General features: G+C 62.6%; 24 protein-coding genes and 1 pseudogene. 8 read left to right on the top strand and 17 right to left on the bottom strand.

What is annotated here, in order from left to right:
- Positions 1–36 precede the first annotated feature (36 nt).
- From fba to BCCGELA001_RS11225, 4 genes are read right to left on the bottom strand one after another with little or no spacing between them, the layout of a single operon-like run.
- Complete coding sequence (gene fba / locus BCCGELA001_RS11240) at positions 37–1,119, bottom strand: class II fructose-bisphosphate aldolase (RefSeq protein ID WP_060735311.1); 1,083 nt, start codon at positions 1,117–1,119, stop codon at positions 37–39.
- Between the two features lie 22 nt (positions 1,120–1,141).
- The gene (gene tkt / locus BCCGELA001_RS11235; protein ID WP_008557541.1) at positions 1,142–3,160 is read right to left on the bottom strand and encodes a transketolase; all 2,019 of its coding nucleotides are present in this window, start codon (positions 3,158–3,160) and stop codon (positions 1,142–1,144) included.
- Between the two features lie 28 nt (positions 3,161–3,188).
- Positions 3,189–4,064, bottom strand: coding sequence for a phosphoribulokinase (locus BCCGELA001_RS11230; protein WP_008557539.1), 876 nt, complete (start codon positions 4,062–4,064; stop codon positions 3,189–3,191).
- Between the two features lie 12 nt (positions 4,065–4,076).
- Entirely contained in the window at positions 4,077–5,114 is a 1,038-nt protein-coding gene (locus tag BCCGELA001_RS11225) for a class 1 fructose-bisphosphatase (RefSeq protein ID WP_008557526.1), read from the bottom strand.
- A 118-nt stretch (positions 5,115–5,232) separates the two neighbouring features.
- Between BCCGELA001_RS11225 and BCCGELA001_RS11220 the strand changes: the two genes are divergently transcribed.
- Complete coding sequence (locus BCCGELA001_RS11220) at positions 5,233–6,210, top strand: LysR family transcriptional regulator (RefSeq protein WP_008557524.1); 978 nt, start codon at positions 5,233–5,235, stop codon at positions 6,208–6,210.
- 229 nt (positions 6,211–6,439) lie between these two features.
- On the opposite strand, the gene BCCGELA001_RS11215 is transcribed toward BCCGELA001_RS11220, so the two are convergent.
- Both BCCGELA001_RS11215 and rfbC read right to left on the bottom strand, forming a co-directional pair.
- Positions 6,440–7,336 (bottom strand): NAD-dependent epimerase/dehydratase family protein, encoded by an 897-nt coding sequence (locus tag BCCGELA001_RS11215; RefSeq protein ID WP_008557520.1) that lies wholly within the window; start codon positions 7,334–7,336, stop codon positions 6,440–6,442.
- On the bottom strand, positions 7,333–7,857 hold the full coding sequence (gene rfbC / locus BCCGELA001_RS11210; protein WP_008557519.1) for a dTDP-4-dehydrorhamnose 3,5-epimerase: 525 nt from the start codon (positions 7,855–7,857) through the stop codon (positions 7,333–7,335). The genes BCCGELA001_RS11215 and rfbC overlap by 4 nt, the downstream gene beginning before the upstream one ends.
- Positions 7,858–8,018: 161 nt before the next feature.
- On the opposite strand from rfbC, the gene BCCGELA001_RS11205 reads away from it, so the two are divergent.
- Positions 8,019–9,251 carry a class I SAM-dependent methyltransferase gene (locus BCCGELA001_RS11205; protein ID WP_008557517.1) on the top strand — a complete coding sequence of 411 codons (1,233 nt, stop codon included), beginning with the start codon at positions 8,019–8,021 and terminating at the stop codon, positions 9,249–9,251.
- 14 nt (positions 9,252–9,265) lie between these two features.
- Here the strand turns inward: BCCGELA001_RS11205 and BCCGELA001_RS11200 are convergent, their stop codons facing one another.
- From BCCGELA001_RS11200 to acuR, 6 genes are all read right to left on the bottom strand, one after another.
- Positions 9,266–9,475, bottom strand: coding sequence for a hypothetical protein (locus BCCGELA001_RS11200; protein WP_008557515.1), 210 nt, complete (start codon positions 9,473–9,475; stop codon positions 9,266–9,268).
- Positions 9,476–9,613: 138 nt separating this feature from the next.
- A complete protein-coding gene (locus BCCGELA001_RS11195) occupies positions 9,614–10,033 on the bottom strand; it encodes a hypothetical protein (protein WP_008557513.1) in 420 nt (139 codons plus the stop codon).
- Between the two features lie 142 nt (positions 10,034–10,175).
- The gene (locus tag BCCGELA001_RS11190; RefSeq protein ID WP_060735310.1) at positions 10,176–11,369 is read right to left on the bottom strand and encodes an MFS transporter; all 1,194 of its coding nucleotides are present in this window, start codon (positions 11,367–11,369) and stop codon (positions 10,176–10,178) included.
- 57 nt (positions 11,370–11,426) lie between these two features.
- Positions 11,427–11,981, bottom strand: a complete 555-nt coding sequence (locus BCCGELA001_RS11185) for a TetR/AcrR family transcriptional regulator (RefSeq protein ID WP_236840855.1) — start codon at positions 11,979–11,981, stop codon at positions 11,427–11,429.
- Between the two features lie 1,328 nt (positions 11,982–13,309).
- Entirely contained in the window at positions 13,310–13,885 is a 576-nt protein-coding gene (locus BCCGELA001_RS11180) for a peroxidase-related enzyme (protein WP_060735308.1), read from the bottom strand.
- Between the two features lie 45 nt (positions 13,886–13,930).
- The gene (gene acuR, locus BCCGELA001_RS11175) at positions 13,931–14,587 is read right to left on the bottom strand and encodes an acrylate utilization transcriptional regulator AcuR (RefSeq protein ID WP_008557490.1); all 657 of its coding nucleotides are present in this window, start codon (positions 14,585–14,587) and stop codon (positions 13,931–13,933) included.
- Between the two features lie 331 nt (positions 14,588–14,918).
- Between acuR and zigA the strand changes: the two genes are divergently transcribed.
- The 4 genes from zigA to BCCGELA001_RS11160 all read left to right on the top strand — a co-directional run bounded on the left by zigA (position 14,919) and on the right by BCCGELA001_RS11160 (position 18,240).
- Positions 14,919–16,124 (top strand): zinc metallochaperone GTPase ZigA, encoded by a 1,206-nt coding sequence (gene zigA / locus BCCGELA001_RS11170; RefSeq protein ID WP_060735307.1) that lies wholly within the window; start codon positions 14,919–14,921, stop codon positions 16,122–16,124.
- A gap of 11 nt (positions 16,125–16,135) precedes the next feature.
- Entirely contained in the window at positions 16,136–16,324 is a 189-nt protein-coding gene (locus BCCGELA001_RS35900; protein WP_083543330.1) for a hypothetical protein, read from the top strand.
- Positions 16,325–16,411: 87 nt separating this feature from the next.
- Complete coding sequence (locus BCCGELA001_RS11165; RefSeq protein ID WP_008557488.1) at positions 16,412–17,056, top strand: TetR/AcrR family transcriptional regulator; 645 nt, start codon at positions 16,412–16,414, stop codon at positions 17,054–17,056.
- Positions 17,057–17,472: 416 nt separating this feature from the next.
- Entirely contained in the window at positions 17,473–18,240 is a 768-nt protein-coding gene (locus BCCGELA001_RS11160; protein ID WP_060735306.1) for a Crp/Fnr family transcriptional regulator, read from the top strand.
- A 306-nt stretch (positions 18,241–18,546) separates the two neighbouring features.
- On the opposite strand, the gene BCCGELA001_RS11155 is transcribed toward BCCGELA001_RS11160, so the two are convergent.
- Together BCCGELA001_RS11155 and BCCGELA001_RS38770 are read right to left on the bottom strand one after the other, a co-directional pair.
- Positions 18,547–19,032, bottom strand: coding sequence for a phasin family protein (locus BCCGELA001_RS11155; protein WP_060735305.1), 486 nt, complete (start codon positions 19,030–19,032; stop codon positions 18,547–18,549).
- An 818-nt stretch (positions 19,033–19,850) separates the two neighbouring features.
- A pseudogene (locus BCCGELA001_RS38770) lies at positions 19,851–20,147 on the bottom strand (hypothetical protein); the annotation flags it as partial.
- A 289-nt stretch (positions 20,148–20,436) separates the two neighbouring features.
- Here BCCGELA001_RS38770 and BCCGELA001_RS11145 point away from each other — a divergent pair.
- Positions 20,437–20,715: a hypothetical protein gene (locus BCCGELA001_RS11145; protein ID WP_008557470.1), complete on the top strand. Its 279-nt coding sequence runs from the start codon at positions 20,437–20,439 to the stop codon at positions 20,713–20,715.
- Between the two features lie 35 nt (positions 20,716–20,750).
- Here the strand turns inward: BCCGELA001_RS11145 and BCCGELA001_RS11140 are convergent, their stop codons facing one another.
- On the bottom strand, positions 20,751–21,449 hold the full coding sequence (locus BCCGELA001_RS11140) for a response regulator transcription factor (protein ID WP_063921099.1): 699 nt from the start codon (positions 21,447–21,449) through the stop codon (positions 20,751–20,753).
- A 954-nt stretch (positions 21,450–22,403) separates the two neighbouring features.
- Between BCCGELA001_RS11140 and BCCGELA001_RS35885 the strand changes: the two genes are divergently transcribed.
- Positions 22,404–22,742, top strand: coding sequence for an H-NS histone family protein (locus tag BCCGELA001_RS35885; protein ID WP_008557464.1), 339 nt, complete (start codon positions 22,404–22,406; stop codon positions 22,740–22,742).
- 576 nt (positions 22,743–23,318) lie between these two features.
- On the opposite strand, the gene BCCGELA001_RS11130 is transcribed toward BCCGELA001_RS35885, so the two are convergent.
- Both BCCGELA001_RS11130 and BCCGELA001_RS11125 read right to left on the bottom strand, forming a co-directional pair.
- Positions 23,319–23,846 carry an acyltransferase gene (locus BCCGELA001_RS11130; protein ID WP_008557455.1) on the bottom strand — a complete coding sequence of 176 codons (528 nt, stop codon included), beginning with the start codon at positions 23,844–23,846 and terminating at the stop codon, positions 23,319–23,321.
- A gap of 496 nt (positions 23,847–24,342) precedes the next feature.
- The gene (locus BCCGELA001_RS11125; protein WP_008557453.1) at positions 24,343–24,795 is read right to left on the bottom strand and encodes a transglutaminase-like cysteine peptidase; all 453 of its coding nucleotides are present in this window, start codon (positions 24,793–24,795) and stop codon (positions 24,343–24,345) included.
- Positions 24,796–25,654 lie beyond the last annotated feature (859 nt).

Genomic DNA, 25,654 nt, shown 5'->3' with positions numbered 1-25,654 from the left:
CTCTCTCCTGCTCTTTTCTCTGCTCTTTCCGATTGGTTAGGCGGCAACGGGCTCGCGGGTGATGCGAGGGTCCAATTCTCCCGCCCGATAACGCCGCGCCATCTCGCTCAAGGGAACGACCTTGATCTTGCTGGCGTGGCCTGCCGTGCCGAACTGCTCGAAGCGCTCGCGGCAAAGCTCGCGCATCGCGTCCATCGCCGGCTTGAGGAATTTGCGCGGATCGAACTCCGAGCGTGTTTGCGCTGCGACCTTACGGAACACGGCCGTCATCGCGAGGCGGCAGTCGGTGTCGATATTGACCTTGCGTACGCCGCTCTTGATGCCGCGAACGATCTCCTCGACCGGCACGCCCCAGGTTTGCGGCATCTCGCCGCCGAATTCGTTGAACATATCCTGAAGCGGCTGCGGCACCGAAGACGAGCCGTGCATCACCAGATGCGTGTTCGGCAGCCGGCGGTGGATCTCCTCGACCACGCGCATCGCCAGGATATCGCCGTCGGGCTTGCGGCTGAACTTGTAGGCGCCGTGCGAGGTGCCCATCGCGATTGCGAGCGCATCGACCTTCGTCGCGCGGACGAAATCGACAGCCTGATCCGGATCGGTCAGCAGCTGGTCGTGGCTGACCTTGCCCTCGACACCGTGACCATCCTCTTGCTCGCCACCGCCATGCTCGAGCGAGCCAAGCACGCCGAGCTCGCCTTCGACGGAGGCGCCGACCCAATGGGCGAGATCGACGACGCGGCGGGTGATGGCGACGTTGTAGCCGTAATCGGCCGCGGTCTTTGCGTCGGCCTTCAGCGAGCCGTCCATCATCACCGACGTGAAGCCATGGGCGATGGCGGAGGCGCAAGTCGCCTCGTCATTGCCGTGGTCCTGGTGCATGCAGAGGGGGATGTCGGGATAGGTCCGCTCCAGCGCGTCGATCATGTGCGAGAGCATGAGATCTCCGGCATAACTGCGCGCGCCGCGCGAGGCCTGCATGATGACGGGCGCGTCGACCTCGGCTGCCGCCTGCATGATCGCGATGCCCTGCTCCATATTGTTGATGTTGAACGCCGGCACCGCGTAACCGTGGCTGGCCGCGTGATCGAGCAGTTGGCGAAGGGTGATACGAGCCACGATTGATCCTCCTTGTTGTCCCTTATTGTCCCTTGCGGGCGACCGCCCGGCGAGCCGCTTCCGCAACGCTTTGCGGCGTGATGCCGAATTCACGGTACAGCACGGGCGCCGGCGCCGAGGCACCGAAGCCGCGCATGCCGACGAACTCACCATCGGCACCGATCCAACGTGCCCAATCACCCTGCACGGCCGCCTCGATCCCGACACGCGGCGCCGTGCCGAGCACCGTGGCGCGGTAATCCTCCGGCTGCTCCTCGAACAGAGCAAAGCAAGGCGCGGATACCACGGCCGCGCGGATATGCTCGGTCGCGAGCAGGCGGGCCGCTTCCAGCGCGATGGAGACTTCCGAGCCCGTTGCCATCAGCGTGACATCGCGTCCGCCATCCGGCGAGACGATGAGATAGGCACCACGGGCGACCCGGTTTCTGCCGCGCGTATCGCTCCGGAAGGTCGGCAAGGCCTGACGCGACAGGCACAACACGGACGGACGATGCTCCGCCGCAAGCGCGCAATCCCAGGCCTCCAGCGTCTCCACAGCGTCAGCCGGCCGGAACACGAGCAGATTGGGAATCACCCGCAGCGCGGCGAGATGCTCGACCGGCTGGTGCGTGGGGCCGTCCTCGCCGAGACCGATGGAATCGTGGGTCATGACGTGGATGACGCGCAGCCGCATCAGCGCCGCAAGGCGGATGGCGGGCCGGCTGTAATCCGAGAACGCGAGGAATGTGCCGCCATAGGGGATGAAGCCGCCATGCAGCGCAAGACCGTTCATCGCGGCGGCCATGCCGTGCTCGCGAATGCCGTAGTGGATGTAGTCGCCGGCGAACGCGACGCTCTTGACCGGAGCCTGCGCCTTGGCGTGCGTGAGGTTCGAATGGGTCAGGTCGGCGGAGCCACCGACCAGGCCCGGGATGGTCATGGCGATGCCGTCGAGCACCTGCTGCGAGGCCTGGCGCGTTGCGATCTTCGGACGTTCGCTGGCGAAGCGCTCGCGCAGCTTCGCCGCAGCCAGCGCATAGCCGCCCGGCAAGGCGACGGCCCTGCCCTCGACGAACAGATCGCGCTGCTCCGGCGTCGCGCTTTCGTAACGATCGAGCCAGGCGAGTCGATCGACCTGCCCGCGCTGTCCGATCATCCGCCACGCCTTCTGGATCGTGACAGGCACCACGAAGGGCTGATAATCCCAACCCAGCGTCCGGCGCGCCGCCGCGGTCTGCTCGGTGCCGAGCGGTGCGCCATGCGCCTTCTCGGTGCCCTGCCGGTCCGGCGCGCCGTAGCCGATGATGGTGCGACAGGCGATCAGCGATGGCTTTGCGGTTTCGCGCTCTTCGGCGATCGCCTGCGCGACCGCTTCGGGAACGTGGCCGTCGACACTGCGCACCGACCAGCCGGAGGCGGCGAAGCGCGCGAGCTGGTCATCCGACGTCGCCAGCGAGGTCGGCCCGTCGATGGAGATGCCGTTGTCGTCGAACAGCACGATCAACCGGCCGAGCTGGAGATGACCGGCAAGCGAGATCGCCTCCTGGCTGATGCCTTCCATCAGGCAGCCATCGCCGGCGATCACATAGGTGAAGTGATCGACGAGGCCGTCGCCGTGCCGCGCATTGGCCATGCGCTCGGCCAGCGCCATCCCGACGGCCGTGGCAATCCCCTGACCGAGCGGACCGGTCGTGGTCTCGACGCCGGGTGTATGGCCATATTCAGGATGGCCCGGCGTCTTCGAGCCCCACTGCCGAAAGGCCTTGATATCATCCAGGCTGACATCGCCGCCGGTCAGATGCAGCAATGCATAGAGCAGCATCGAGCCATGGCCCGCCGACAGCACGAAGCGGTCACGGTCGGGCCAGTTCGGATGCGCCGAGTCGAATTTGAGGAAGCGCGAGAACAGCACGGTGGCGACGTCGGCCATGCCCATGGGCAGGCCGGGATGGCCGGACTGCGAGGTCTCGATGGCGTCGACCGCGAGGAAGCGGACGGCATTGGCGAGATCGGTGTGGCTGACGGCATAGAGGTCGGCTTCGGCATGAACCGAGATGTTCATCAGATCCTCCAATTGTTGGTCTTGCGGATCACTTCAGGCTCCGCTTGCGCTCGATCAGCTGCATGATCAGCGGCGTCAGGATCAGCTGCATCGCGAGGTCGAGCTTGGCGCCGGGGCAGACGATGGAATTCGCGCGCGACATCCAGCTCTGCGGCAGCATCGAGAGCAGATAGGGGAAGTCGATGCCGCGCGGATTCTTGAAGCGGATCACGACCATCGATTCGTCCGGCGTCGGGATCCAGCGCGCGATGAACGGATTGGAGGTGTCTACCGTCGGCACGCGCTGGAAGTTGATGTCGGTCTCGGTGAATTGCGGGCAGATGTAGTGAATGTAATCCGGCATCCGTCGCAGGATGGTGTCGGTGACGGCCTCGGTGGAATAGCCGCGGGCGCTGCGGTCGCGATGCAGCTTCTGAATCCATTCGAGATTGATCACGGGCACGACGCCGATCTTGAGGTCGGCATAGCGCGCGACGTTGACCTTGTCGGTGACGACGGCGCCGTGCAGACCTTCGTAGAACAGCAGGTCGGAGCTCTCCGGCAGCTTTTCCCAATCGGTGAAGGTGCCGGGAGGCGCGCCATGCAACGCCGATTCCTCGGCGTCATGAACGTAGTGACGCGTCACCGCCGTGCCGGTCTCGCCATAGTCGCGGAACGCGCGCTCCAGCTCCTCGAACAAATTGGTCTCGGGGCTGAAATGGCTGAAATGCTTGTTGCCGCGCTCGGCCTCCTTGGCCATCTGCGCGCGCATCTCGGCGCGGTCGTATCGATGGAAGGCGTCGCCCTCGATGTAGGCGGCGTTGACCTTCTCGCGGAAGAAGATCTGCTCGAAGGTCTTCTTGACCGAGGTGGTGCCGGCGCCGGAGGAACCGGTGATGGAGATGATCGGATGCTTCCTGGACATGCGTCACCTCGCTCAGAGCCGGAAGAATCCGCGCCGCGCGAATAGCGGCGCAGAGACGCTGGCGACCAGCAGCGGATCGCAATGCAATTCCTCGACGCGCCGCACCTCGTTGATCGAGCCCATGATCAGCGGCACGCGCTGGTGCAGGCTTTGCGCCGACAGTTCGAGGATGCGCTCGCGCCCGGTCGAGGCGGAGCCGCCGGCCTGCTCGATGATGTAGGCCATCGGATGCGCCTCGTAGACGAGGCGCAGGCGGCCGTCGCCGTAACCGGAACGTGCGTCCGAGGGGTAGAGGAACACGCCGCCGCGCGTGAGGATGCGATAGGCCTCCGCGACCAGCGAGCCGATCCAGCGCATGTTGAAATCGTGGTTGGCGGGCCCTTCGACACCGGCGAGGCATTCGTCGATGAAGGCACGCACCGGCTGCTCCCAGTGCCGACGGTTCGAGGCGTTGATCGCGAACTCCTCGCAGGCCTCGGAGATCTGCACGCCTCTGCGGCCGAGGCGGAAACAGCCGGCCTTGCGGTCGAGCGTAAAGACGTCGACGCCGTCGCCGAGCGTCAGCACCAGCGAGGTCTGCGGACCGTAGGTGACGAACCCCGCCGCCAGCTGCGCCGAGCCGCGCTGGTGGAAGGCGAGCGAGAGATCGTCGGGCGCGGGCAGGATCGAGAAGATCGTGCCGACGGTCATGTTGATGTCGATGTTGGAGGAGCCGTCGAGCGGATCGATCGCGATGCAGATGCGGCCTTCGCGATCGACGATCTGGGCTTCGCGCATCTCCTCCGATGCCAGCGCCGCGATCGGCAGCCTGCCGATGCAGCGGCGCAGGATCGCGTCGGCCTGCACGTCGAGATCGCGCTGAACGTCGCCGTCGCTGTTGCGGCCCGTCGTCAGACCCGAGGCGTCGGCGAGATCGCCGGAGGCGATAAGATCGGCGATCTCGATCGCCGCTGCCGCGATGGCATCGACGGCGGCCGCCACCGCGAGCGCATGGGGTGCGGTCTCAGAATACCGCTGAAGGAGGTCGTCCAGCCTGAGTTGCCCGATCATCTACGTCCATCCCTTGCAGGCGCCGCATCCGTTTCCCTCCCCAGTGGAGGTCGATGCGGTCAGTCCCAGCACGACGAGATTGACAGGCCCGGCTTAATAAGGAAAATTTCTATTCATAATGAGCGTCAAAGAATTTTCTTATAATAGCCCTAGCCATGGGGCGGCCCAGCTCCGGCATCTGACGATCCGGCAGCTGCGCTCGCTTGCGGCACTCTCGGCCAAGGGCAGCGTGACGGCGGCGTCCAGCCATCTCGGGCTGACGCAGCCCGCCGTGACCCAGCAGTTGCGGCAGCTTCAGGACCTTGCAGGTTTGCCGCTGGTGCAGCGGACCGGCGACGGGATGCTGTTGACCGAGGCGGGCAAGGAGGTCCTAGCGCTGGCCGAGCGGGTCGAGGCCGCCATCATGGACTGCCAGGGCGCGCTTGACCTGCTCGCGGGGCGGACCGGCGGCACCGTGCAGCTTGGCGCCGTCTCGACCGCGAAATACTTCGTGCCGCATGCGATCGCGGCGTTCTCGAAGCGGCATCCCAAGATCGAGATCAAGCTCACCATCGGCAACCGCGAGGAGATCCGCGAGGCCATGCACGGCTACGACCTCGATTTCGCGGTGATGGGTCGGCCGCCGGCCGACGTCACGGTGGACGTCCGCCAGCTCGGACGCAATCCGCACATCATCGTTGCGCGCAAGGGGCACTGGCTGGAGAAGGATTCCGGCCTCAACCTGACCGACCTCGTGCACGAGACCTTCCTCACCCGCGAGCCCGGCTCGGGGACGCGGACGCTGATGGAGGGCATGTTCCAGAAGTCGGATCTCGAGCCGATCATCGGCATGGAGATGAGCAGCAACGAGACCATCAAGCAGGCGGTGATCGCCGGGCTCGGCATTGCCTTCATCTCGGCCCACACCGTGGCGCATGAGCTCGCCGAGGGCCGGCTCATCGTGCTCGACGTCGCCGGCCTGCCGATCGTGCGGCAATGGTACGTGATCCGCCGCAGCGACAAGGTGCTGCTGCCGCCGGCGCAGGCGATGTTCGATTTCCTGGGCTCGGAAGGCTCGAACTATCTGCCCGATGTGCCTGAGCTCGGCGGACGCTAGCCCGCGCGCACTCAGCTCATCAGCTTCATGGCGAGGGTCGCCGCCAGCACCACGATGATCTGGAGCAGGCGCTCCGTCGTGAAGATGCGGTTGAAGGTGGTCATCGCTTGCCCCGGCCGGCGTGAAGGAGATGTGGGTCGGGCCGTGACTAGCACAGGCGGGGGGCGAGACAACTCCGTAATTGCCAGGGGTCTTATCTGCCGTCAGCCTGTTGCAAGCGGACCGCAACTCACGCCCTCCCCGACAGGCGATCGATCCACCACGCGAGAGCCCGCCCGGCGCCCGCCTCGAAGCCGATCATCGGCACGCCCGCGGCCACCTCGCGAAGGCGGCGAATGTCGGTGGCGATGATCGGCTCGGCGTCGACGCCGGTTGCGTCGATGGCCCCGAACCGGACCAGATGCCGCGCCCGGAGGCGATCGGCGACATGCTCGACCACGCTGCGCAGGCTGCGCGGCTCGCCACTGCCGAGATTGACTGCCCGGGTCAGATCGCTGTCGAGCACCGCGGCGATCATCTGCGCGAGGTCCTCGACATAGACGAAGTCGCGCAGCTGCCGGCCATGCGAACAGTCGAAGTTTTGGCCCGCGCGCAGATGCCGGATCAACGAGGGGATAAGACGCGCCTCCGGTTCGCGCGGGCCGAACGGGAAAAATACGCGGCCCCAGGCGGCACCGGCGGCGATGTAGGCTTCGGCTGCGCTGAGCTTGGCCTGTCCATACAGGGTCGTCGGACGGCACTCGCTCGCAAGTTCGTCGCACAAGCCGTTCTGCGGGCCGTATTCGAGACAGCTTCCGATGCCGAGGATGCGGCTGGTATCGCAGGCTCTGGCCCGCGCGAGCAGATCGATGCTCGCCTCCGCCCAGAGCCGATTGACGGGATCGTCGCGGTAACGGCCCGGCCGCGCTTCCCAGGCGAGATGGACCAGATGCGTCGGGCGCGATGCCGACAGCACCTGCACGCGGCCGGCTTCCGTGAGGAGATCAGCAGCGAGCCACTTCATGCCCGCGGTTGACGGTTGAGCCGAGCGCGCGACGCCATGGACCTCGAAGCCGCGATCGGCCAGGACAGGCAGCAGCGCACGGCCGAGGAATCCGGACGCGCCCGTGACCAGCACCCGCTTCATGCGAGAAAAGGCAGCGCGCGGTCGCGCGCGGACAGGATCGGATCGGGAAGCGGCCAGGCGATCGCCAGCGACGGATCGTCCCAGCGAATGCCGGCCGCGCCCTGCGGGTCATAGGGCACGTCGATGAAATACATCAACTCGGTGCCGCCTTCGAGCGTCTGGAAGCCGTGCGCGCATCCGGCGGGAATGAACACTGCATTATGCCGGTTGGCGGCGAGCTCGACCGCGCACCATTGCCCATATGTCGGCAGCGACCGGCGCAGATCGACGACGACATCGAAGGTGCGGCCGGACACGCACCGCACCAGCTTGGCCTCCGGCCGCCCTGCCTGGTAGTGCAGGCCGCGCAAGGTGCCTGCGCGCTCGTTGCAGGACAGGCTGTGTTGCGAAAAATGCGTTGGCAGACCCTGTGCGGCGAAGGCTTCCGCGTCGAACAGCCGGGCGAAAAATCCGCGCGCGTCGGTCTCCGGCTCGATCCCGATTTCGATGACTCCCGGCAGGGTCAATGGCGTGAACTTCATCTCCAAGCCCCCGCGCGGCGAGTTGCACACACCGCCATTGCGAACATCCGTTCACCGGAACGCGTTTTCGGTTGCATCATGCGCAACGTTAACGGAATTTGCGTGGCTTGAGGCAATTCAGTAACAGCCGCGGCACGACGGCACAACGGGGCGATCCGTCCATGGACAGGCATCGATGCCGCTTCTGCGCGGACGAGCTCGACGAGACCTTCATCGATCTCGGCCTGTCGCCTCTCGCAAACTCTTTCGTGCCGCCGGAGCGCGCGGACACGACCGAGCCGATCTATCCGTTGCATGCTCGAGCCTGCCGGGCCTGCGGGCTGGTCCAGCTGCCGCAATTCGAGTCTGTGGCGAGCATCTTCGACCAATATCTCTACTACTCCTCCTATTCCGAGAGCTGGCTGCATCATTGCGAGAGCTACGCCGCAGCGATGATCGCCCGCGCGAAGCTCGGCGTAACGTCCGTGGTGATCGAGATCGCCAGCAACGACGGATATCTCCTGCAATATTTCCGGCGTGCCGGCATCCGCGTGCTCGGCGTCGAGCCCGCCAGCGGCCCCGCGGCGGCCGCCATCGCCAAGGACATCCCGACCCGGACCTGCTATTTCGGCCGCGACGTCGCGCGCGCGCTGCGGGCCGAAGGACACAGGCCCGATCTGGTCGTCGCCAACAACGTGCTGCCCCACGTCACCGACATCAACGACTTCGTCGCGGCGCTGCGCATTCTCCTGCCCGAGACCGGGCGCGCGACGCTGGAGCTGCCGCATCTTCTGCATCTGATCGAAGGCATCCAGTTCGACACGATCTATCACGAGCATCTGTCGTACTTCTTGCTCGCAACCCTCGAGACCGTGTTTCGCGCACACGGCTTGCGCATCTTCGATGTCGAGGAATTGCCGACGCATGGCGGCTCGCTGCGCCTGCACGTCTGCAACCAGGCTGCGCCTGAAGGCCCCTCGCCCGCACTCGAGAGATTGCGCCGGCGCGAAGCTGAAGCGGGCATCCACCAGGCGGCAACCTATCGTGGTTTCCGGGAGAAGGTGGCGGCGAAGCGCGAGATGATCCGCGGCTTTCTCGTCGCGGCGCGACGTGCAGGCAAGACGGTGCTGGCCTATGGCGCGCCCGCGAAGGGCAACACGCTGCTCAATTATTGCGGCGTCACGTGCGAGCTGATTCCGTTCACCGTGGACCGCAATCCGCACAAGCAGGGGCTGCTGCTGCCGGGATCGCATCTGCCGGTCCGCGATCCCGCCGCGCTGATCGCGGCCAAGCCCGATTACGTCTTCATCCTGCCCTGGAATCTCAAGGACGAGGTCATCGCCCAGCTGCCGGAGGTTCGGCGCTGGGGCGGGCAATTCGTCGTGCCCGCGCCCGATCTCACGATCATATCGTGAGCGATGGTTAACGATCAGGCCGCGCGCGGAGCGGCGTAATCCGTGCGCGCCGCGAAATAGGCTTCGAGCTCCGACAGCGCGCGCGCTTCCCAATCCTTCGCCTGCTCCAGCAGCGACCAGCTCTGGCCAGGACGGAATGCAGCGGTCTGGCGATAGAGCGATGCGATGCCGCGGTAGCGACGCACGTTCTCCAAAATGGCGTGACCGGTGATGTGGCCGTTCATGTCCGAATACTCCCTCGTCATTCCCGCGGGAGAAACTGCGGCCAAATCTTTTTTGAAAAGTTAGCGGCGCGCGGCGAGCATGCGGATGGTTGCCGAACTGTTGCGCGCGCGCAACGCGCATGGTCGTGCACGGCCGAACTATTGCGGATTCAATGCCGCACTCTCGCCCGGATGCTTCAACCCGCCACGGCTGACCATCGCTATGGTCGCGCGGCAGAGATCGGCAAGGCCGATCACCAGCACGGCGAGCAGGCAGAACAGGTTGATGGAATCGGCATTCGCGCTGGTCAGCGAATTGAATTCGAAGAAAGGCGGCATGAACGCCCACCACACCAGCGGAACGGTCACCAGCGCAGCCAATGCAGCCAATGGCACGCCAGCGACGAGCGCGAGCACGAAGAGGCCGGGCAGGAATGCCGCGAAATAGAGCTTTGCGCCGAGGGCGACACAGATCCCCTGAAGCACGGCCGACGTCGCAACGACGACCAGCCCAAGCAGAAACGCCTGCCACGACCATGGCCGTACCCGCGGTACGCCAAACAGCCCCGCACGCCTCATCAGCCTCCCCCTGCCGCCCGTTAACCAGGTCCGATTGCAACCAAAGTACTACAGCCGCGCCCGGACCACGAGGCGGAAATTGCGCCCGCGCGACGGGTAGGTAAACGGGCCGCATCGCGCGATTCTCGGCCGTGCCGGGCGGCTACTCGGTCGCCGCATAGAGCAGGCCGGCAACCGGCAGGGCTAGGCCAATGGCCGATGCCAATGTCCAGCCGCCTTGCGCGAAGGCGAAGGCGCCGAGCGCGGACCCGGCTGCGCCGGCGGCGAAGAACGTCGCCATATAGAGGCCGTTGAGGCGGCTGCGGTGCTCGTGCCCGAGCACGAAGATGGCGCGGAAGCCGAGCACGACATTCCCCTGAACGCCGATATCGATGGCGATCGCCGCCACGACCAGGCAGGCCAAGTTCAGCATCGATCCGGGCGCGCCGATATGCGTGATCAGGAATCCGGCGCCAGCGAGCAGCATCGCGACCCGCGTCGCCATGCGGCTGTGGCCGCGATCGGCGAGCCGTCCCGCGATCGGGGCCGCGAACACGCCGGCAACGCCGGCGAGCGCGAACAGCGCAATGCCGCGCTGGGTGAAGCTGAACTCGCTCGCCAGCAGCAGCGGCGCCACGGTCCAGAACAGCGTGAAGCAACCGAACAGGCTCGCCTGGTAGAGCGCGCGGCGGCGCAGCAGCGGCGTGGTGCGCACGAGCTCCGGCATCGACAGCAGCAGCGCGCCATAATGCATGCGCGCGACCGGCTTGCGCTTCGGCAAGGTCATCCAGAGCATGGCTGCGAGCACGATCATCAGCGCGGCCGAGCAGAAGAACACCGCATGCCACGACAGCGCCGCCGTGACGAAGCTCGCCACCGGGCGCGCCAGCATGATGCCGAGCATCAGGCCCGTCGAGACGTTGCCGACGACGCGGCCGCGGCTGGCTTCCGGCGCCAGATGCGCGGCATAGGGAATGATGATCTGCACCGCGACCGAGCCGAGCCCGACGAACAGCGCGGCGAGCAGGAACGGCAGCGCGTGAGTCGCGAACGCGGCCGCGAGCAGAGCCGCGGCGCCGAGCGCAATAACCGAGCAGATCAGCAGGCGATTCTCGACGAGATCGCCGAGCGGCACGATCAGCAGCAGCCCGGTGCCGTAGCCGATCTGGGTCATGGTGACGATCAGCCCGCCGGCTGCATTCGAGAGGCCGAGCGCGGCGCTGATCGGCGCGATCAGCGGCTGGGCGTAATAGATGTTGGCGGCGACCATGCCACAGGCCGCGGCAAGCACGAGGGTCAGGCGCTGCGAGATCGCGTCCGGCTCGGGTGCGGTCTCGATCGTGGCATTCATCGTCATTCGCATCGACTCCAGATAAGATATAGGGAATGACAATTCCCTATTCTGACAAAAAATTCAGGTAAGCAGCTTCATCGCGACGCCGACGAGGCGCAGCGCCTCGAGCCGCAGGCGGGTCTTGCCGACGACGCGCAGACCTTGCATGATGCAGATCATCAGCCGCGCGGTGTCCTCGGCGTCGACATGGCGGGGGACCGAGCCGTCGGCCAATCCTTCGCGAATGAGGCCGGCGATGAAATCTTCGTTGGACTTGAGCTGCGCGTTGACGCGGGCGCCGACCACAGGATCGAGCGCCGACAGCTCGACCGCGCTGCCGACGACGAGACAGCCGCGCCGCCCTTCGCTGCCGCGAGAGTGCTCGACATAGGATAAGAGCACGTTGCGGATTTTCTCGCGGCCGTTTGCGCCGCGCGCCGCGGCCTTCTGCGTCTGCTCCTGGCGGAGATGGGTGTAACGTTCGAAGGCGGCGAGAAATATCGCATGCTTGTCGCGAAATGCCTTGTAGATGCTCCCCGTCGCCAGCCGCATCGCCGCGGCGAGGTCGCCGATCGAGGTCGCATGATAACCGCGCTCGCGAAACACCCGCACCGCCCTGTCGAGGGCGATGTCCATGTCGAACTCCCGGGGGCGGCCGGGCGGGCGAGCAGGTCGAGATCGGCGGGCGGTCTTTTGCATTGCGGGATAATAGGAAATGAACGTTTCCGAATAAAGACACGAGCTTGTGAGTGGAGGAAATGAAGCTGGTACGTCTATCACCAGTTCTCGTGTTCCGGACGCGCTGCGGCGCGCAGTGGTGCTGCGCAGAGCCGAGACTCATCCGATGCGGATTGCTCGGAGAGATGGGCCCCGGCTCTGCAGCGCATCGTCGAAGGGACGCTGCGCTGCGTCCGGGGCACGAGCGGAGTGGGGCGCGATACTCTCTCCACGTCATTGCGAGGAGCCCTTGCGACGAAGCAATCCAGAATCCATCTGTGGAACGACGCTGGATCGCTTCGTTGCTTCGCTCCTTGCAATGACGGCGTTTGAGACGATGGCTGGTTCTCTAACCTCCGCTGTCATTCCCCGCGGCAGGCGAGGAATCCAGTACGCCGCGCGTCTCGACTCAATCGCTACTGTCTCGGAGTACTGGATCGTCCGGTCAAGCCGGACGATGACACCGAGTGCGTGGCTACAGACACACCTTTGCGTTCTCGCGGCGCGTTTCGCCCGAGCTTTGCTTGATCGCTCCACCCTCTTTAGCCAAGAGGGCGCAGGGAAGGCCGGGTGCTGACATCGCACCCGCGGTCCGCTGCGCGAAAAGCACACGCAGGAAGAACCGCACAGCAGCATACAGGTGGTGCCGATCACTCGGCCTTCCCTGCGCGATGGTCGGACGGCTTATGCCGCGCTCTCCCGGGAGCCGAGTTCCTTCTGGCCTCCCTCACCCTCACGGAATTCACCGGCCCTGCGCCGGTTGACGCAGATGCCGCATCCGCAAGAGCTTGACCGTAGCAACGACGGCCAGGACCACACGGTTTTGCCGTACGCACGGCCCGCCATGTCGCCGCAGTATTCCCAGCCCTGTCGACGGAGCCGGAAACTTACAGACGAGACGAACCTGACAGCGCCGTCCGTCCGCGCGATGCGAAGGGTTCACGGAGAGCAATCCGCCCTGCCCCTGGCTTTCGCGCCCGACGCTGCTGCGTCCACCGCAAACCCGGCTCTGCGATCACACGACAACATGACCGCCCCTCAAGGTGAGCCGGGATGGACGACACATACGTCAATTCCGAATTTCGGTAAAGTGGAATATTTTTGCGCGGCGGGATTGACAGCGGGCGACACAGCCGCGCGAAGGATCGTCCGAGCGAGCGCAGCGCAATCCGAGGTTCTCGCGTCCGGACAAACAGATTCTTCAAGGCCAGTTGCTCGGATGAGGCTCCATGGCGCCGCTCCTTCGCTCAGCCGCGGCCCATGGAATAGAACTCCGCATTCGGACGCATGCTCGTCACGTTCGCAAGCCGGTTCGACATGCCGAAAAAGGCGGAGATCGCCGCGATGTCCCAGATGTCTTCCTCGGTGAATCCATGCTCCTTCAGCGCCGCGAAGTCGCTCTCAGACGTCTTGTGCGCTTCCGTCGAGACTCGAACGGCGAAATCCAGCATGGCCTTCTGCCGATCTGTGATGTCGGCCTTGCGGTAGTTGATGGCGACCTGATCGGCGATCAACGGATCCTTGGCGCGGATCCGCAGGATCGCGCCATGCGCCACCACGCAGTACTGGCACTGATTGAGGTTGCTGGTCGCAACGACGATCATCTCGCGCTCGGCCTTGGTCAGGTTGCCAGGCTTGTCCATCAGCGCGTCGTGATAGGCGAAGAATGCGCGGAACTCGTCCGGCCGGTGGGCGAGCACGAGAAAGACGTTCGGAATGAAGCCGGACTTCTCCTGCACGGCCAGGATGCGGCTGCGGATGTCGTCGGGCATATCGGCGAGATCGGGGACAGGGAAGCGGCTGACGGCGCGTGTTTCGGTCATGAGTTGAACTCCCGGGTTACTGCTCGTTGGAGATTGGCAAGATCGTCATTGTCCGTCACTTCGTGTCCGGATCATCGCAAGAAAGCCCGCAGCGAAGACGTCGAGCGCGTCGGGACGCCGTTCCAGCTTGGCGCGCAGCACCGCCCCCTCCCAGCCGGTCCAGAAGAATTGCGCGAGATTCTCGCAGTCGAGATGGTTCGATATCTCGCCCGCCCCTTGCGCCGACCGCAGGCAACGTGACGTTCGCGCTTCCCAATCCCGGAACACGGCGGCGAGGCGCTTGCGGAACGGCTCCGGCAGAACACCCATCTCCTGTCCGAGATTGCCGACGAGGCAGCCGCGCCGGTAGCGGTATCTCGCCATTCCCGAGCGAGCATCTGCGATGAAATCGTTGATACGGTCGAGCGGAGCACGTCCGGTGTCGTCGAACCAACGGTCCAGCTTGCGCGCGAAATAGCCGGCATAGGCGTCGATCAGCTCGAGGCCGAAAGCCTCCTTGCTGTCGAAGTAATGGTAGAATGAGCCTTTCGGCACCTCTGCCGCGTCCAGAATCTCCTCGACCCCGACGGCGCTAAAACCCTTCTCGGTCAGGATCGCGACGCCGGCGCGTATGAGCCGAGCGCGCGGCGCGTCGGGCCGTGTCTGGTCCCTGGGCGGACGGCCACGGCGACGCTGTTCGGCTGATGGCGAAATCGCTTTCACGACGATTTATTAGACCGATCGCCTTGCAAAATCAATCCGTCCATCGAAGCCGCCTCTTCGATGGCATCGCGATCGACCGGCCACCGCGAATCCTACGCGGCCATGAAGATCGCAGGCTCGATTGAGAAGACGGGATGGCTGGCCGGCGAAGCGCGCCGACCGGGAAGTCTCGTTCACGACACCTGGGCACGCGATCCACATCCCGCGCCAAAGCACCTTGACAGATAGCCCGGCTTCGTTGATGTAATGTTATAACATTACATCACGTCATCCGAAATGCCCAATCCCAAGCGCCGCCGCCCTATCCCCTTGAAAAGGCTCTTCGATCTCCATGCACAAACTCCCCGTCACCGTCTTGTCCGGCTTCCTCGGGGCTGGAAAGACCACTTTGCTGAACCACGTCCTGAACAACCGGCACGGCCTGAAGGTCGCGGTGATCGTCAACGACATGAGCGAGGTGAACATCGATGCGGATCTGGTTCGCGATGGCGGTGCGAATCTCTCCCGGACCGATGAGAAGCTCGTCGAGATGACGAACGGCTGCATCTGCTGCACGCTGCGCGACGATCTCCTGAAGGAGGTCCGCGCCCTCGCCGAACACGGTCGCTTCGATTATCTGCTGATCGAATCGACGGGCATCTCCGAGCCGCTGCCGGTCGCGGCGACCTTCGATTTTCGCTCCGAGGACGGCGAAAGCCTGTCCGACGTGGCGCGTCTCGACACCATGGTGACGGTGGTCGACGCCGTGAACCTGCTTAGGGATTATTCGTCGACGGACTTCCTGGAGCAGCGCGGTGAAGCCCTCGACAACGACAAGCGCACGCTGGTCGATCTCCTCGTCGAGCAGATCGAATTCGCCGATGTGATCGTCCTGAACAAGGTCGATGACGCCCCGCCCGAGCAGCGCGAGGCGGCGCGCAAGATCATCCGCGCCCTCAACCCGGAAGCGGACCTGATCGAAGCCAACCACGGCCGGGTCGCTTTCGACCGCATTCTCGACACCGGCCGGTTCGACTTCGAAAAGGCGCAAGCACATCCGCTCTGGTACAAGGAGCTCTACGGCTTCGCCGATCACGTCCCGGAAACGGAAGAGTACGGCGTGAGGAGCTTCGTCTATCGCGCACGCCGGCCGTTCGACCCCGCCAAGTTCGACAGATTCATCAAGGAGCCCTGGCCTGGCGTCATTCGCGCCAAGGGGCACTTCTGGCTCGCGACCCGGCCGCAATGGCTCGGCGAAATCAGCCAGGCAGGTTCTATCATTCGCACCGAAGCCCTTGGTTTCTGGTGGGCCAGCGTGCCGGCCGAACGATGGCCGGACGATCCCTTTTGGCGAAAGAAGCTTCGACAGAACTGGAGCGACATCTACGGCGATCGCCGCCAGGAAATCGTGTTCATCGGCGCCGGCATGGATGAAGACTCGATCCGCGCCCGCCTGGACGCGTGTCTCGTCACCGGAAGGCCTGCGATGGACGTCGCGGAATGGGCACAGCTCGCCGATCCGTTTCCGGTCTGGCGGCGCGCGGACGAAGCAGCCTAGCGGAGGTACACATGGCTGATGTCATTCGATTCGTCCCGAAAGCCGAGCTCGAGCGGCTTCGCCTCATCCAGGAAGCTCGCGCAATCTACGACAGCATCTTCCCGCCCAACGATCTGGACGGTGAGCCGCCGCATGGTTCAGCACGAAGCGCGCAAGGTGCATGCGAGTCCAACGGGAATTCAGTGCGCGAAAGCAACTGACGAAGATCCTTCTGCGCCGGGGAGTGGGATTGCGCTTTTGTCCCGAGGGGGTTGCTGGAGCAATTAGCCCAGTTTAAAGAAGCCCTTATGCGCAAACTCGACCCGATCAAGCACGAGAAAAAGCGGCAAGAGATCCTGGCTGCCGCGATGCGCTGCTTTCTCAGAAGCGGACTGAGCGGCGCCTCGACGGCTCAAATCTGCGCTGAAGCCGGCATCAGCCCTGGCCACCTCTATCATTATTTCGAAAGCAAGGACGCGATCATCGCCGCGATGGCCGACGCCCGGCTCGAGGGCGCTTCCGAGCGATTCAAGCAGGAGGTCCATTGCGGCGGCTCGGTCATCTCCGCGCTGCAGTCGGAATTCGAACAGCCTGCAAATCCAGCCCAGTCGGCGCTTTTCTTCGAAATGCTCGCCGAGAGCCGACGCAATCCCGCGATGGGGAAGATCTTGCACGGCCGTAGTCGAAGCATGCGCAACCTCATCGCCGAGGTGATCCGCCACGGACAAGCGCAGGGGGAGATCCAGCCGGCATTGCACCCCGAGACTGCAGCTATGGCGATTCTCGGTCTGATGGATGCGAGAAAGGCGGTATCGCTGCACGATCCGAAACAGGACGCCAAGAAGGTCACGGCTCTCTTCAAGCTGTTCATCAATGGGCTCCTTTCCTCGGACGAAAAGACAGCAAAGCCCTCGCGGCCACGGACGCCTGCGCAACGATCGCGCTCCGCCTGATCCAGGCTCGAATAGGGACGGAGCTCTCACCGTCACGAGCTCTCACCGTCACGCCGCTTGATAGAGCAACTCATCCGTCAAATGCATCGCCACGATGGGACTACATCTTAATAGATTAAATGGTCTATAACTGGACTTCTGGATGAGGGATGATGGTCCTGTCGGACGCTGACGCGACCCGGCAATGTGCGCGAACATGCCGCCCCCTCGCGCGGCAAGGCCGCCGGATCAATTCGCGGTTCGGTCAGACTGCGTTTGCAGTCCGCGCCTTTTTTCTGCGTGGCGAGGATGTTATACCATCATCCATTGGAACCATATCTTTAGCGGCCGGTTGGCTTGCTGTTGGGCCATCGCCCTCCAGGGCAGCCCGACAACCGGCGCGAGTTCTAGCCGAGCATCCGTCGGGGACCAATCCCATGATGGACCACGGGACTAGGGTTGGAAATCGGTTGTTAGCAGCGTTGCCGCCGGCGGATTTCGCTTTGCTTAAACCTCATTTGCGGAAAGTCGTGCTCGCGCGCGATGCCATATTGGTTCGATCGGGCGATCGGATCGAACACCTTCTCTTCCCCTGTGGTGGCGCGATAGCCTTCATCGTGGACTTGCCCAATGGGCAAACGGTCGCCACGGCGGTGATCGGCCATGAGGGTGCCATCGGTCTGTCGTCTGCGCTTGGCGTATCCCGCTCACCCGTCACAGCGGTCGTCCGCGTCCCAGGGGCAGTGCTGCAGATGCCGGCAGCGCAATTTCTGGCGGCTCTGCGTCGCAGCCCCGCGATCGCATCCATGGTGCAGATTTTCACGCGATCGCTGCTGACGCAATTGCAGTATGTTGCGGCCTGCAATGCCCTGCACTCCGTGGAAGCGCGGATGGCGCGCTGGCTGCTTCACATTCACGACCGGGCAGATGGCAGCAACCTCATCCCGCTCACTCAGGAGACTATATCTGAGCTACTGGGCGTCCGCCGCACCACCGTCACGCACGTCGTGAGTGCGTTGCGGGCGTCAAGGGGATTGAAATCGAATCGGCGCGGCCAGCTCGAGATTGACCGGCCGCGGCTCGAAGCCGTTGCGTGCGAGTGCTACAAGCTGATGAGCCGCAAGATCGATCGGATCGTTTCCCAGGGCGCAGCCGAGCTTCTTCACGCCACGACGGCGCGAGACGCTTGCCAGCTCCCCGGCTGACCATCCGGGGCAGGCTCGTGGACCCAGGCCTCTCTCGCGAACCACTCGTGTGTTGTCGCGCAGATCCGGCAATAGGTGCGCGAAAAGAAAACTGCACTGGATCGGAACCTCTCGCGATTGGTCTCGATACCCGTTGAAATGGCGCTCCCCGTTTCCGGGCACTTGATCATCACCATACCCATATTGATTTCCTGCAATCGTTTGCCGCCCCGGCTACGCGAACCCAGCGTCGGCTGGACCGCACCTCTTCTTCGCGAGATGCCTGTCCAGCCGATCCGCACGGCTGGTAGCCTCGATCAGACAGTCTTATGCGACGGTCCTGTTCAATACCCGGTTGAAGCCGGCCTTAATGGGATCGGTCGTGTCGATCGCGACCCGCTGCGCGAGCTGCCAAAGCTCCCGGTTCTGCGCGGAGGCGACTTCGAAGGCTTTGCGGCTTTGGGCAGTCGAAAGATGTACGACTTCCGGCAACGACCTGGTCTCAGCGAGCCGGGACAAGAATTCCAGACTGGAACTGGTATTGTCCTTGGAAATCTCCATGACCCTGGCGCCGTAATCGACAACACCCTTCACGTTCATGGAACAAGCTTCGCGGAGAACGTCGCTGATCTCCTCGGAAGTCGCCTTCATGCTCTCGATATTTTTCTTGGCCATGGCGGCGCCATGCTCGGCGAAATCGCGGAAAACTTCCTGGAAATTCATGATCGGGAAATCGAACCTCGGCTTTGCTCCATTCGCAATATCATTCACTGGATCAGTATGCGTTCCGACTTTCACATTGGCATCATTCACGAGCTTTCATCCCTTCAAGCGAAACTAGGTGATGGATTGAAGACCCCTACCGCTCCTGGCGTTTGCTGCGTCAGAAGCTCAGTGCCCCTGTTCTTGGCGTAGGGATGCCGCTGCGGATGAACCGCTCGCCCCCCGTACCGGCAACGACTATGATCGATTAAAATCGGGCCATCCGTTCGCTTTCGGACACTCGCCGCGATAATTCGATGGAATTGCGAACAAGCGGCGCAGGCTTGGATTTCAAATATACCAATTTGCAGCGCACGCTCGCTTGCCCTCTGAGCTGAATCGCTTTCCGCACATAGCCCGGCTTACACCGGCCGCGCTGTCGGTCTTCCTCCCGATCAACTCGATCTCTGAGACTCTCGAGTTCTGCGAACTGCGAGGCCAACGCTTCGAGACGTTGCAGAAGAACAGCAGCGGGGTTGTCCGACCGAGCGCGCATGGCAGGCCTCCTCTCGAAATGTCCTGGAAAATTCCCCAGCCTTGACGACCGGGAAAAATATGCAATCGATCGAGATGCCGCGCACTAACATTTGGCATGCTGCGTCGCCTAAACGATGTGGCGGCGCGTCGGGATCGCGCTCGGGTGTCGACGCGGTGCCCTCATGCTAAGATCCGGTTGCGCTCGAAACTCGAGTGGCCGGTCGCTCGCAATCGGGATTGCGCTTGCGCGCATTGTCATCTTCATCTGCACAATCGACGCTTCCGGCTGCGCTCGGATTTCCAGAGCTCCCCTCGGTCGCGACAGGACCGTTACCGCCCGATACCCCTCGACCACCGGATCCACCGCCGGACGTCCCGCCGGCTCTGGCTGACCCGCTCTGACGACCGCCGGACGCTCCACCACCTCCGGATCCGCCGCCACCTCCAGATCCCCCACCACCGGAGCCGGAGCCCCCTGACGATCGATCGTTGTCGAAGAATGACCGCCCGCCGTCATCGCCCCGCGTCGCGCCGCGCAAACCGCCTGAGCGTGCAATGGCTGTTGATGTGAGGGACGTGGACAGGAGTAGGGTCATGACCGGGGGTGTAACAGCCGCGAATCGTCCGCAGGTTTTCAAGAATGTCCGCCGATCGTCATCTTTATCGTCGTCGCGGGTCACAATGCGCACTCCTCTATTTAATAGCTTGCCCCCACAATATTATAAATTAAATAAATGCTCAACAAATATTTAAATGGCGCCGGTACCCGCGTGCAGCTTGGTGGAACCCTCCGGGCGCGCAGCGGCTTGCGGGTAGAGCGACGCCCCGTCCAACAAGGCGCCCGTCCCGGGTAATTCTGCCGCATTGAACCCCAGGGCATGCCCCAGGCGCCGGAAATTCAGCTTGCATCCCAGCTTGATATTATTTAATTATATAATCTCTTCGTCGAATTTAATGCCAACGACGGATCATTGCCACATGCCACTACAATTTCACCGTCCCGCTGCCGAGGGCATTGAGATCTGGAGCGCAAGCAGCGATGGCTTCTCTTTCGTGATCAGTTTCGGGAGCCCCACCGGTCCAGGCTTTCATGGACGCTCCGGCTACTTGGCGAGTTGGCGACCGCTTTTCGAGAATATTGGAGCCATCAAGATCAGCGGCTCGCCGTTTCAAACGCTGGCCGAGGCCGAAGGGGCCTGCCGCAGCATGCTTGAATGTCTGAGCGCGATCGCCGACGCTGACAGCACAAAACAATGACCAATATGAATGGAGCTACGCGCGTGACGCCCACGTCATTTTGCGCCGGCCGGATCTCGCTGTGGTAGGCCGGAAGCGTCGATTTCACGCGCCTCCAAATGCAGCTCGTTCCGCGAAATCGCCAGTGCCGCAAGAACAGTCCGGTTGCTGATATCCAGCTTCTGAAAGATGTGATGGAGATGCACTTTGATCGTACCATCCGTGATTTTCAGGCAACGACCGATTTCCTTGTTCGACAATCCCTCAGATACGAGCCGCATGATCTGCCGCTCTCGGCCCGTCAGCTGCGTCAGTGACTTCTCTTCGCCAGCCTGAGGCTCCTCGCCGAGCTCTCCGGGGCTGGCCGAACGTGATGCAAAGCGTTGGTTTTGGGCTATCTTCCGCAGGGTCGCGACCAACGTCTCCAGCTTGGCATCCTTGCCGACAACGAGACACGAGCCGTCAATAGCCGAGCTTTGCAGTTCGCGAACGCCTGCCGCATCTGCGAAGAGAACCACCTGAGTACCTTGGCCCTCGGCGTTTGCGAGAGCCAGCAAGTCCGGCAGCCTGATATCAGACATTGCAGCATCAACCAGCGCAATGTCCGGCACAAGAAGCCGTATCGACTGGATGCAGCTTGCTGCATCTCCGCAGGAGGCCACGACCGCGAGATCGCTCTGCGTCGAAAGGAGGCTGCTGATCCCCTGCAAGACGATCGGATGTCGATCCGCGATGACAATTCTGATGCGGCGCATGTTTCCTCTGCCCGAAGATCAAAACCCGCACGGCGGCGGTTTATTCCAGCACTGTCCCTGCTGGCTGGTGACGCGCGTTAACCATAGGGCGGGTCCGCAACGCAAAGCTCGGCATCTGCCACAGCACATATCGGCCGGGGCACCGTAACTTGCTTCGAAAATGCCTGCAGCACCGTATGAATGCGGGCTCCGCTCGCTAAGACCAGCCATGAATTCTTGTAAAGTCGGGCCCATTAGACAATTCTAAATAGACGTGCCAAACAAATTCTCGCAACGATATATTTGCGTTGACATCGACTCATCGTCCGCTGCGGATTATTACCAAGGATATATAGTTACGCTCGCGATTCAAATCTAACCTTCAGCAAAGTTTCGCCGAAAGTGAGGCGCAACTGGAAGGCAAGAAGCGTTTACCCATCCGCCGAGACGAGGGTGCGCACGGGTACAAATAGCGGCAATCTTTTGTTTTTGGCCGTAACGCCGGGAGGCTCAAAATGAGGAGCGCAAATTTTCTCAAGTGTCTGACTTTAAAAGAACTAAGCAGACAGACGTTTTTCAAGGAGAAGGGGTTTCAATTCCCATTATAGGACCGTTGAGTGCTGATCGGCAAAATGGATCGGCATCTTCGCCAGGGCAAACTTCGCCAGGCGGTCATCAGTAATCTTTAGTAGCGAGTAGGTGCTCACATGTATTCTGCGGCTATTCTGCGTCAAACTCATGAAGATTTGATCGTTCAATTCACCGAATTGCAAAATCTGCGTAGTCGTGTGTCGAAGGCCGAGCAGCGCATGTTCGGCAGAAGGCGAGCCAGTCGGCAAATCCTCCTTAGGAGACGCCCGCTCGGGCGGAACGTCGTCCCCAGCCGGTAGCGCAAACAAGCTTGCCCGACCGGGCTTGGACCTGATATGCCCCCACTTCCTGCTTTGAGACTGGAAGTAGTGGGGACAGCTTCCAATGGACATCGACAACTGGACGTCCGCCAGTACGGCGGAGCTATGGCGGCTGTACGACGAAGTGACTGCGGTTCTTAGCCGCAGAATGACCGCGGAAAAAGTCAAGCTCGAAGAGCGACTTCGCAGGCTGGAGGGGACTGCCGAAGGCCACGGGCCACGTGCACGCCGCCCCTACCCTCCGGTGCTGCCCAAGTATCGGAATCCCAAGAATCCATCCGAAACTTGGTCGGGCCGCGGCAAACAGCCCCGATGGCTGAAAGCGCAACTTCGCGCCGGCAAGAAGCTGAATGACCTCCTGATCAGCCGCCCATCTGGGCAAAAGCGCCGCCGGGCGGGATGACCACCGACTGCCGCCAGGGCGGCGGTGGCAGGACTGTGCCGCAGGCGTCACTTTAGCGAGTCTGATCCTCTTTCTCGTTAGGGCTGCCGTCGTAGCCACCCTTAACCCTTGCCGTTGCTGCTATGCACAATCTTGCCGCCAGAACGGCGATGGTGAGGTCAGAGACGGCTGAATGCATCAGTACTAGATCGCTTTGGTCAGCGGCCGGCGGGCTGGCTTGCGAACCGCTGATTGCGCCACTGCTTCAAAACCCGGCGATCAGCCCGGCCGGGGCCGCCAGGGCGGTATCCGTCCGCTCGGGCCGAAACGACCGTCGCCATCGCAGCAGCAATGACCGCGAAACGCCCTACCGCCGCGGCGTTGCCGCGGCTTGGCGCTACGCCCGTAAGCTTTCCGGGACGCTCTTCAGCTTCTCATCCTCAGACCACCGCGCCCGCCGGCCCGTGTCCAGCACTCAAGCCGTTCGAATTGAGCACTGCGCCTAATCACTGTCCATAAGGACAGTTCTCAACACTGCGCCTCAGTACGCAAGGCGGCCGCCAACGGATCGTCGCTTCCTCGGACGGAACGGTTGCACTATTTGGCCCGACATCGTGCAGGACATCCGAATGCCTTGGCCCCCGGCGGAATATCTCCATTTACGAATGAATTTGAACCTATAATCGCGTGGTTGCCGATCGTCACACCCATCTGAATGACCGAGTTCGGACCAATGTATACACCATCACCGATCCGAGTGGGCGCGTATTCGATCGGCTCCCTCCCGAGTGATATTGAACGCTTTACTGTGTGATGCGTGTAGATCTGAACGCCCGCCGAGATGGAACACCAATCACCGATCTGTAAATCTCCACCCGATCCATCCAGAATACATCCCGGCCCGATCCACGTATTTCGTCCGACCTTGACAGTCCCCAAGACAAGCACGTTGTCGTACATCGTGGTGCCTTCTCCGAAGCCATACGCTGCAGCGTTCTCGTCGCGCTCGGTAAGGAGGTCACCAATCGAAACCCTCCGATCGAACTGCTTCCTCTTGCGATCTGCCAGGGCTCGCAAGAACTCGCGCGCAAATGCGAGCCATTGGTCCACGCGGTCATCAGACATTCTGAGATCTCTCCGGATTGGAAGCATCTCTCGGTGGAAGCGCGAGCTGCCTCACTCGGCAATCTCGCATGCCGCCTGTTTGATTGCGGCTCGAGAGAAAGCTAAATCGTAGGATTGGAGAACAATTCTAGATCGAGTTGGACGATTCCATCAACACGTCGAAATTCGAGACTTCATTGTGGGCTTCACGATTCAATGACCAGCCTGCTCACACCCGCAACTGTCGCACAGGTGGAACGAATGAGCAATGAGATGAGACGGTGTGCATCGACTGAACGAACCAACGTCGGCTGCTCGTGTCGATCAATATATGACAAGCACTGAAGAGTGCCTCTGAAGGCTGTGCACCCTGGTTCAGCGCGAGCGAATTGCTTGGCTCTGCCACAGCCTCGGTTTTCGCCCGGGATCATTGCACTTTAGAACTGACCGGCTTCGCTTGAGCAATTCAGATGTGCTTAGGGAATAGCGCAAGGAGGGCATAGACGCGCTCACAAACCTACGAACCTTCCCGTCCAATTGCCGCCCATAGTCCATTGCGGCCCGGGCTCTGCACGCGAACCCAGCGATAAGGCATCCTCGACCAGGGCTTAATCTGCGGCGCGAGATTGTCGAGGACGAGGTCGCCACTCCTGGTACGCACGAGAAGCACCATGTGGTGTTCTCCGGAAGCGACGACGACTTCGCTCAATAGCAACACACGAGCGGGCCAGCCGCGCCGAAGCAGCTCGTGACGCTTGCTCACTGCGTAATCGTTGCAATCGCCACGATCGGGGTTGATGGTCCACTCTTCGCCGGCGAGACCGAACTCGTTGCGAGCCGGTTCTATTGCCTGATTGACCGTGCGATTGATCTCCTGCAGGTCTGCCCATCGCGTCTCGGTCAAACGGATCGGACCGCCGCGGAAGGAGCGCCGCGGGCGACATTCGGCCTCATAACGCAGGCAAAACATCGTATATGTGAGAGGCGGAAGTGTCGGGCGTCCGAGTTCAATACGCGCAGGAGCCGGCGGCGCCCTTGGCACGGTCAACAATCCCGCACGAGCCCACTGAACGCCTCCGATCATGACAGCAATGGCTGCCGCAACGGCCGGCCCCGAGGTTCGCTGCATCCGCCGCCCCCTGAGAACGCCAACTAGGTCAGGATTCGCTGCTTCGAGCCTCCCGGTCCGGAAACCGTCCGGTCGCTCACACTATTTGATATTAAATCTATTTAATTTAAATAACAATAATAATCGTACATTAAATCGACGCGAATGCGCACGCAGACGGCCTCTGGGATGTTCGCGACCTGCAGATGCAAACTCAGGACGAGTGAATAGCGGGAAGTTTTGGCCCGGTCGGCCGCCCCACGGAGGGGCCCCATCAAGAACGCCGCGAGGGAGTTGCCCGCGCATCCAGCGGTCTCAGGATTTACCGTCGCATATGCTTCTAGTTCTTGATCTGCTTATTCGAGGCAAATGCTCAAACGGGTAGCCCGGACAGGACAGATGCATATCCGAGATGAGCTGCTCGTGAGGCCAAGCTACGATACTTGGCTTCCGTAACCGCGATGTCCCTTCGCTCCAGGCGAAAGGGCGTGCCGAGCGGATGGCCGCTCGAGCGATCGCGGGCCTCGCGCCAGAGGTAACAGGCGTCCGTTACGGTGATCCACCGAAAGCCGCGCGACCTGGTGCGGCTCATTCGGAGGCGGATGATCTCACGACATTCGCCACGCCAAATCTCCTGCGGCGAACCGCTTGCCCGGCGCGCCGGACGTTCAAACCAGGTCGCTGGCTCCGTCACGAGGCGTGACGCGCTTTCGTCGCCGGC

Source organism: Bradyrhizobium sp. CCGE-LA001 (genome assembly GCF_000296215.2).
Taxonomy (GTDB): domain Bacteria; phylum Pseudomonadota; class Alphaproteobacteria; order Rhizobiales; family Xanthobacteraceae; genus Bradyrhizobium.
This window is presented reverse-complemented; position numbering and strand designations above follow the sequence as displayed.

What these genes read in the sequence shown, in the direction of transcription:
- tkt (WP_008557541.1), bottom strand. Translation starts at nt 3,160, where the DNA reads ATGAACATCTCGGTTCATGCCGAAGCCGACCTCTATGCCGTCAGCCAC.
- BCCGELA001_RS11230 (WP_008557539.1), bottom strand. Translation starts at nt 4,064, where the DNA reads ATGTCCAGGAAGCATCCGATCATCTCCATCACCGGTTCCTCCGGCGCC.
- BCCGELA001_RS11225 (WP_008557526.1), bottom strand. Translation starts at nt 5,114, where the DNA reads ATGATCGGGCAACTCAGGCTGGACGACCTCCTTCAGCGGTATTCTGAG.
- BCCGELA001_RS11220 (WP_008557524.1), top strand. Translation starts at nt 5,233, where the DNA reads ATGAGCGTCAAAGAATTTTCTTATAATAGCCCTAGCCATGGGGCGGCC.
- BCCGELA001_RS11215 (WP_008557520.1), bottom strand. Translation starts at nt 7,336, where the DNA reads ATGAAGCGGGTGCTGGTCACGGGCGCGTCCGGATTCCTCGGCCGTGCG.
- rfbC (WP_008557519.1), bottom strand. Translation starts at nt 7,857, where the DNA reads ATGAAGTTCACGCCATTGACCCTGCCGGGAGTCATCGAAATCGGGATC.
- BCCGELA001_RS11205 (WP_008557517.1), top strand. Translation starts at nt 8,019, where the DNA reads ATGGACAGGCATCGATGCCGCTTCTGCGCGGACGAGCTCGACGAGACC.
- BCCGELA001_RS11200 (WP_008557515.1), bottom strand. Translation starts at nt 9,475, where the DNA reads ATGAACGGCCACATCACCGGTCACGCCATTTTGGAGAACGTGCGTCGC.
- BCCGELA001_RS11195 (WP_008557513.1), bottom strand. Translation starts at nt 10,033, where the DNA reads ATGAGGCGTGCGGGGCTGTTTGGCGTACCGCGGGTACGGCCATGGTCG.
- BCCGELA001_RS11190 (WP_060735310.1), bottom strand. Translation starts at nt 11,369, where the DNA reads ATGACGATGAATGCCACGATCGAGACCGCACCCGAGCCGGACGCGATC.
- BCCGELA001_RS11185 (WP_236840855.1), bottom strand. Translation starts at nt 11,981, where the DNA reads ATGGACATCGCCCTCGACAGGGCGGTGCGGGTGTTTCGCGAGCGCGGT.
- BCCGELA001_RS11180 (WP_060735308.1), bottom strand. Translation starts at nt 13,885, where the DNA reads ATGACCGAAACACGCGCCGTCAGCCGCTTCCCTGTCCCCGATCTCGCC.
- zigA (WP_060735307.1), top strand. Translation starts at nt 14,919, where the DNA reads ATGCACAAACTCCCCGTCACCGTCTTGTCCGGCTTCCTCGGGGCTGGA.
- BCCGELA001_RS35900 (WP_083543330.1), top strand. Translation starts at nt 16,136, where the DNA reads ATGGCTGATGTCATTCGATTCGTCCCGAAAGCCGAGCTCGAGCGGCTT.
- BCCGELA001_RS11165 (WP_008557488.1), top strand. Translation starts at nt 16,412, where the DNA reads ATGCGCAAACTCGACCCGATCAAGCACGAGAAAAAGCGGCAAGAGATC.
- BCCGELA001_RS11160 (WP_060735306.1), top strand. Translation starts at nt 17,473, where the DNA reads ATGATGGACCACGGGACTAGGGTTGGAAATCGGTTGTTAGCAGCGTTG.
- BCCGELA001_RS11145 (WP_008557470.1), top strand. Translation starts at nt 20,437, where the DNA reads ATGCCACTACAATTTCACCGTCCCGCTGCCGAGGGCATTGAGATCTGG.
- BCCGELA001_RS11140 (WP_063921099.1), bottom strand. Translation starts at nt 21,449, where the DNA reads ATGCGCCGCATCAGAATTGTCATCGCGGATCGACATCCGATCGTCTTG.
- BCCGELA001_RS35885 (WP_008557464.1), top strand. Translation starts at nt 22,404, where the DNA reads ATGGACATCGACAACTGGACGTCCGCCAGTACGGCGGAGCTATGGCGG.
- BCCGELA001_RS11130 (WP_008557455.1), bottom strand. Translation starts at nt 23,846, where the DNA reads ATGTCTGATGACCGCGTGGACCAATGGCTCGCATTTGCGCGCGAGTTC.
- BCCGELA001_RS11125 (WP_008557453.1), bottom strand. Translation starts at nt 24,795, where the DNA reads ATGTTTTGCCTGCGTTATGAGGCCGAATGTCGCCCGCGGCGCTCCTTC.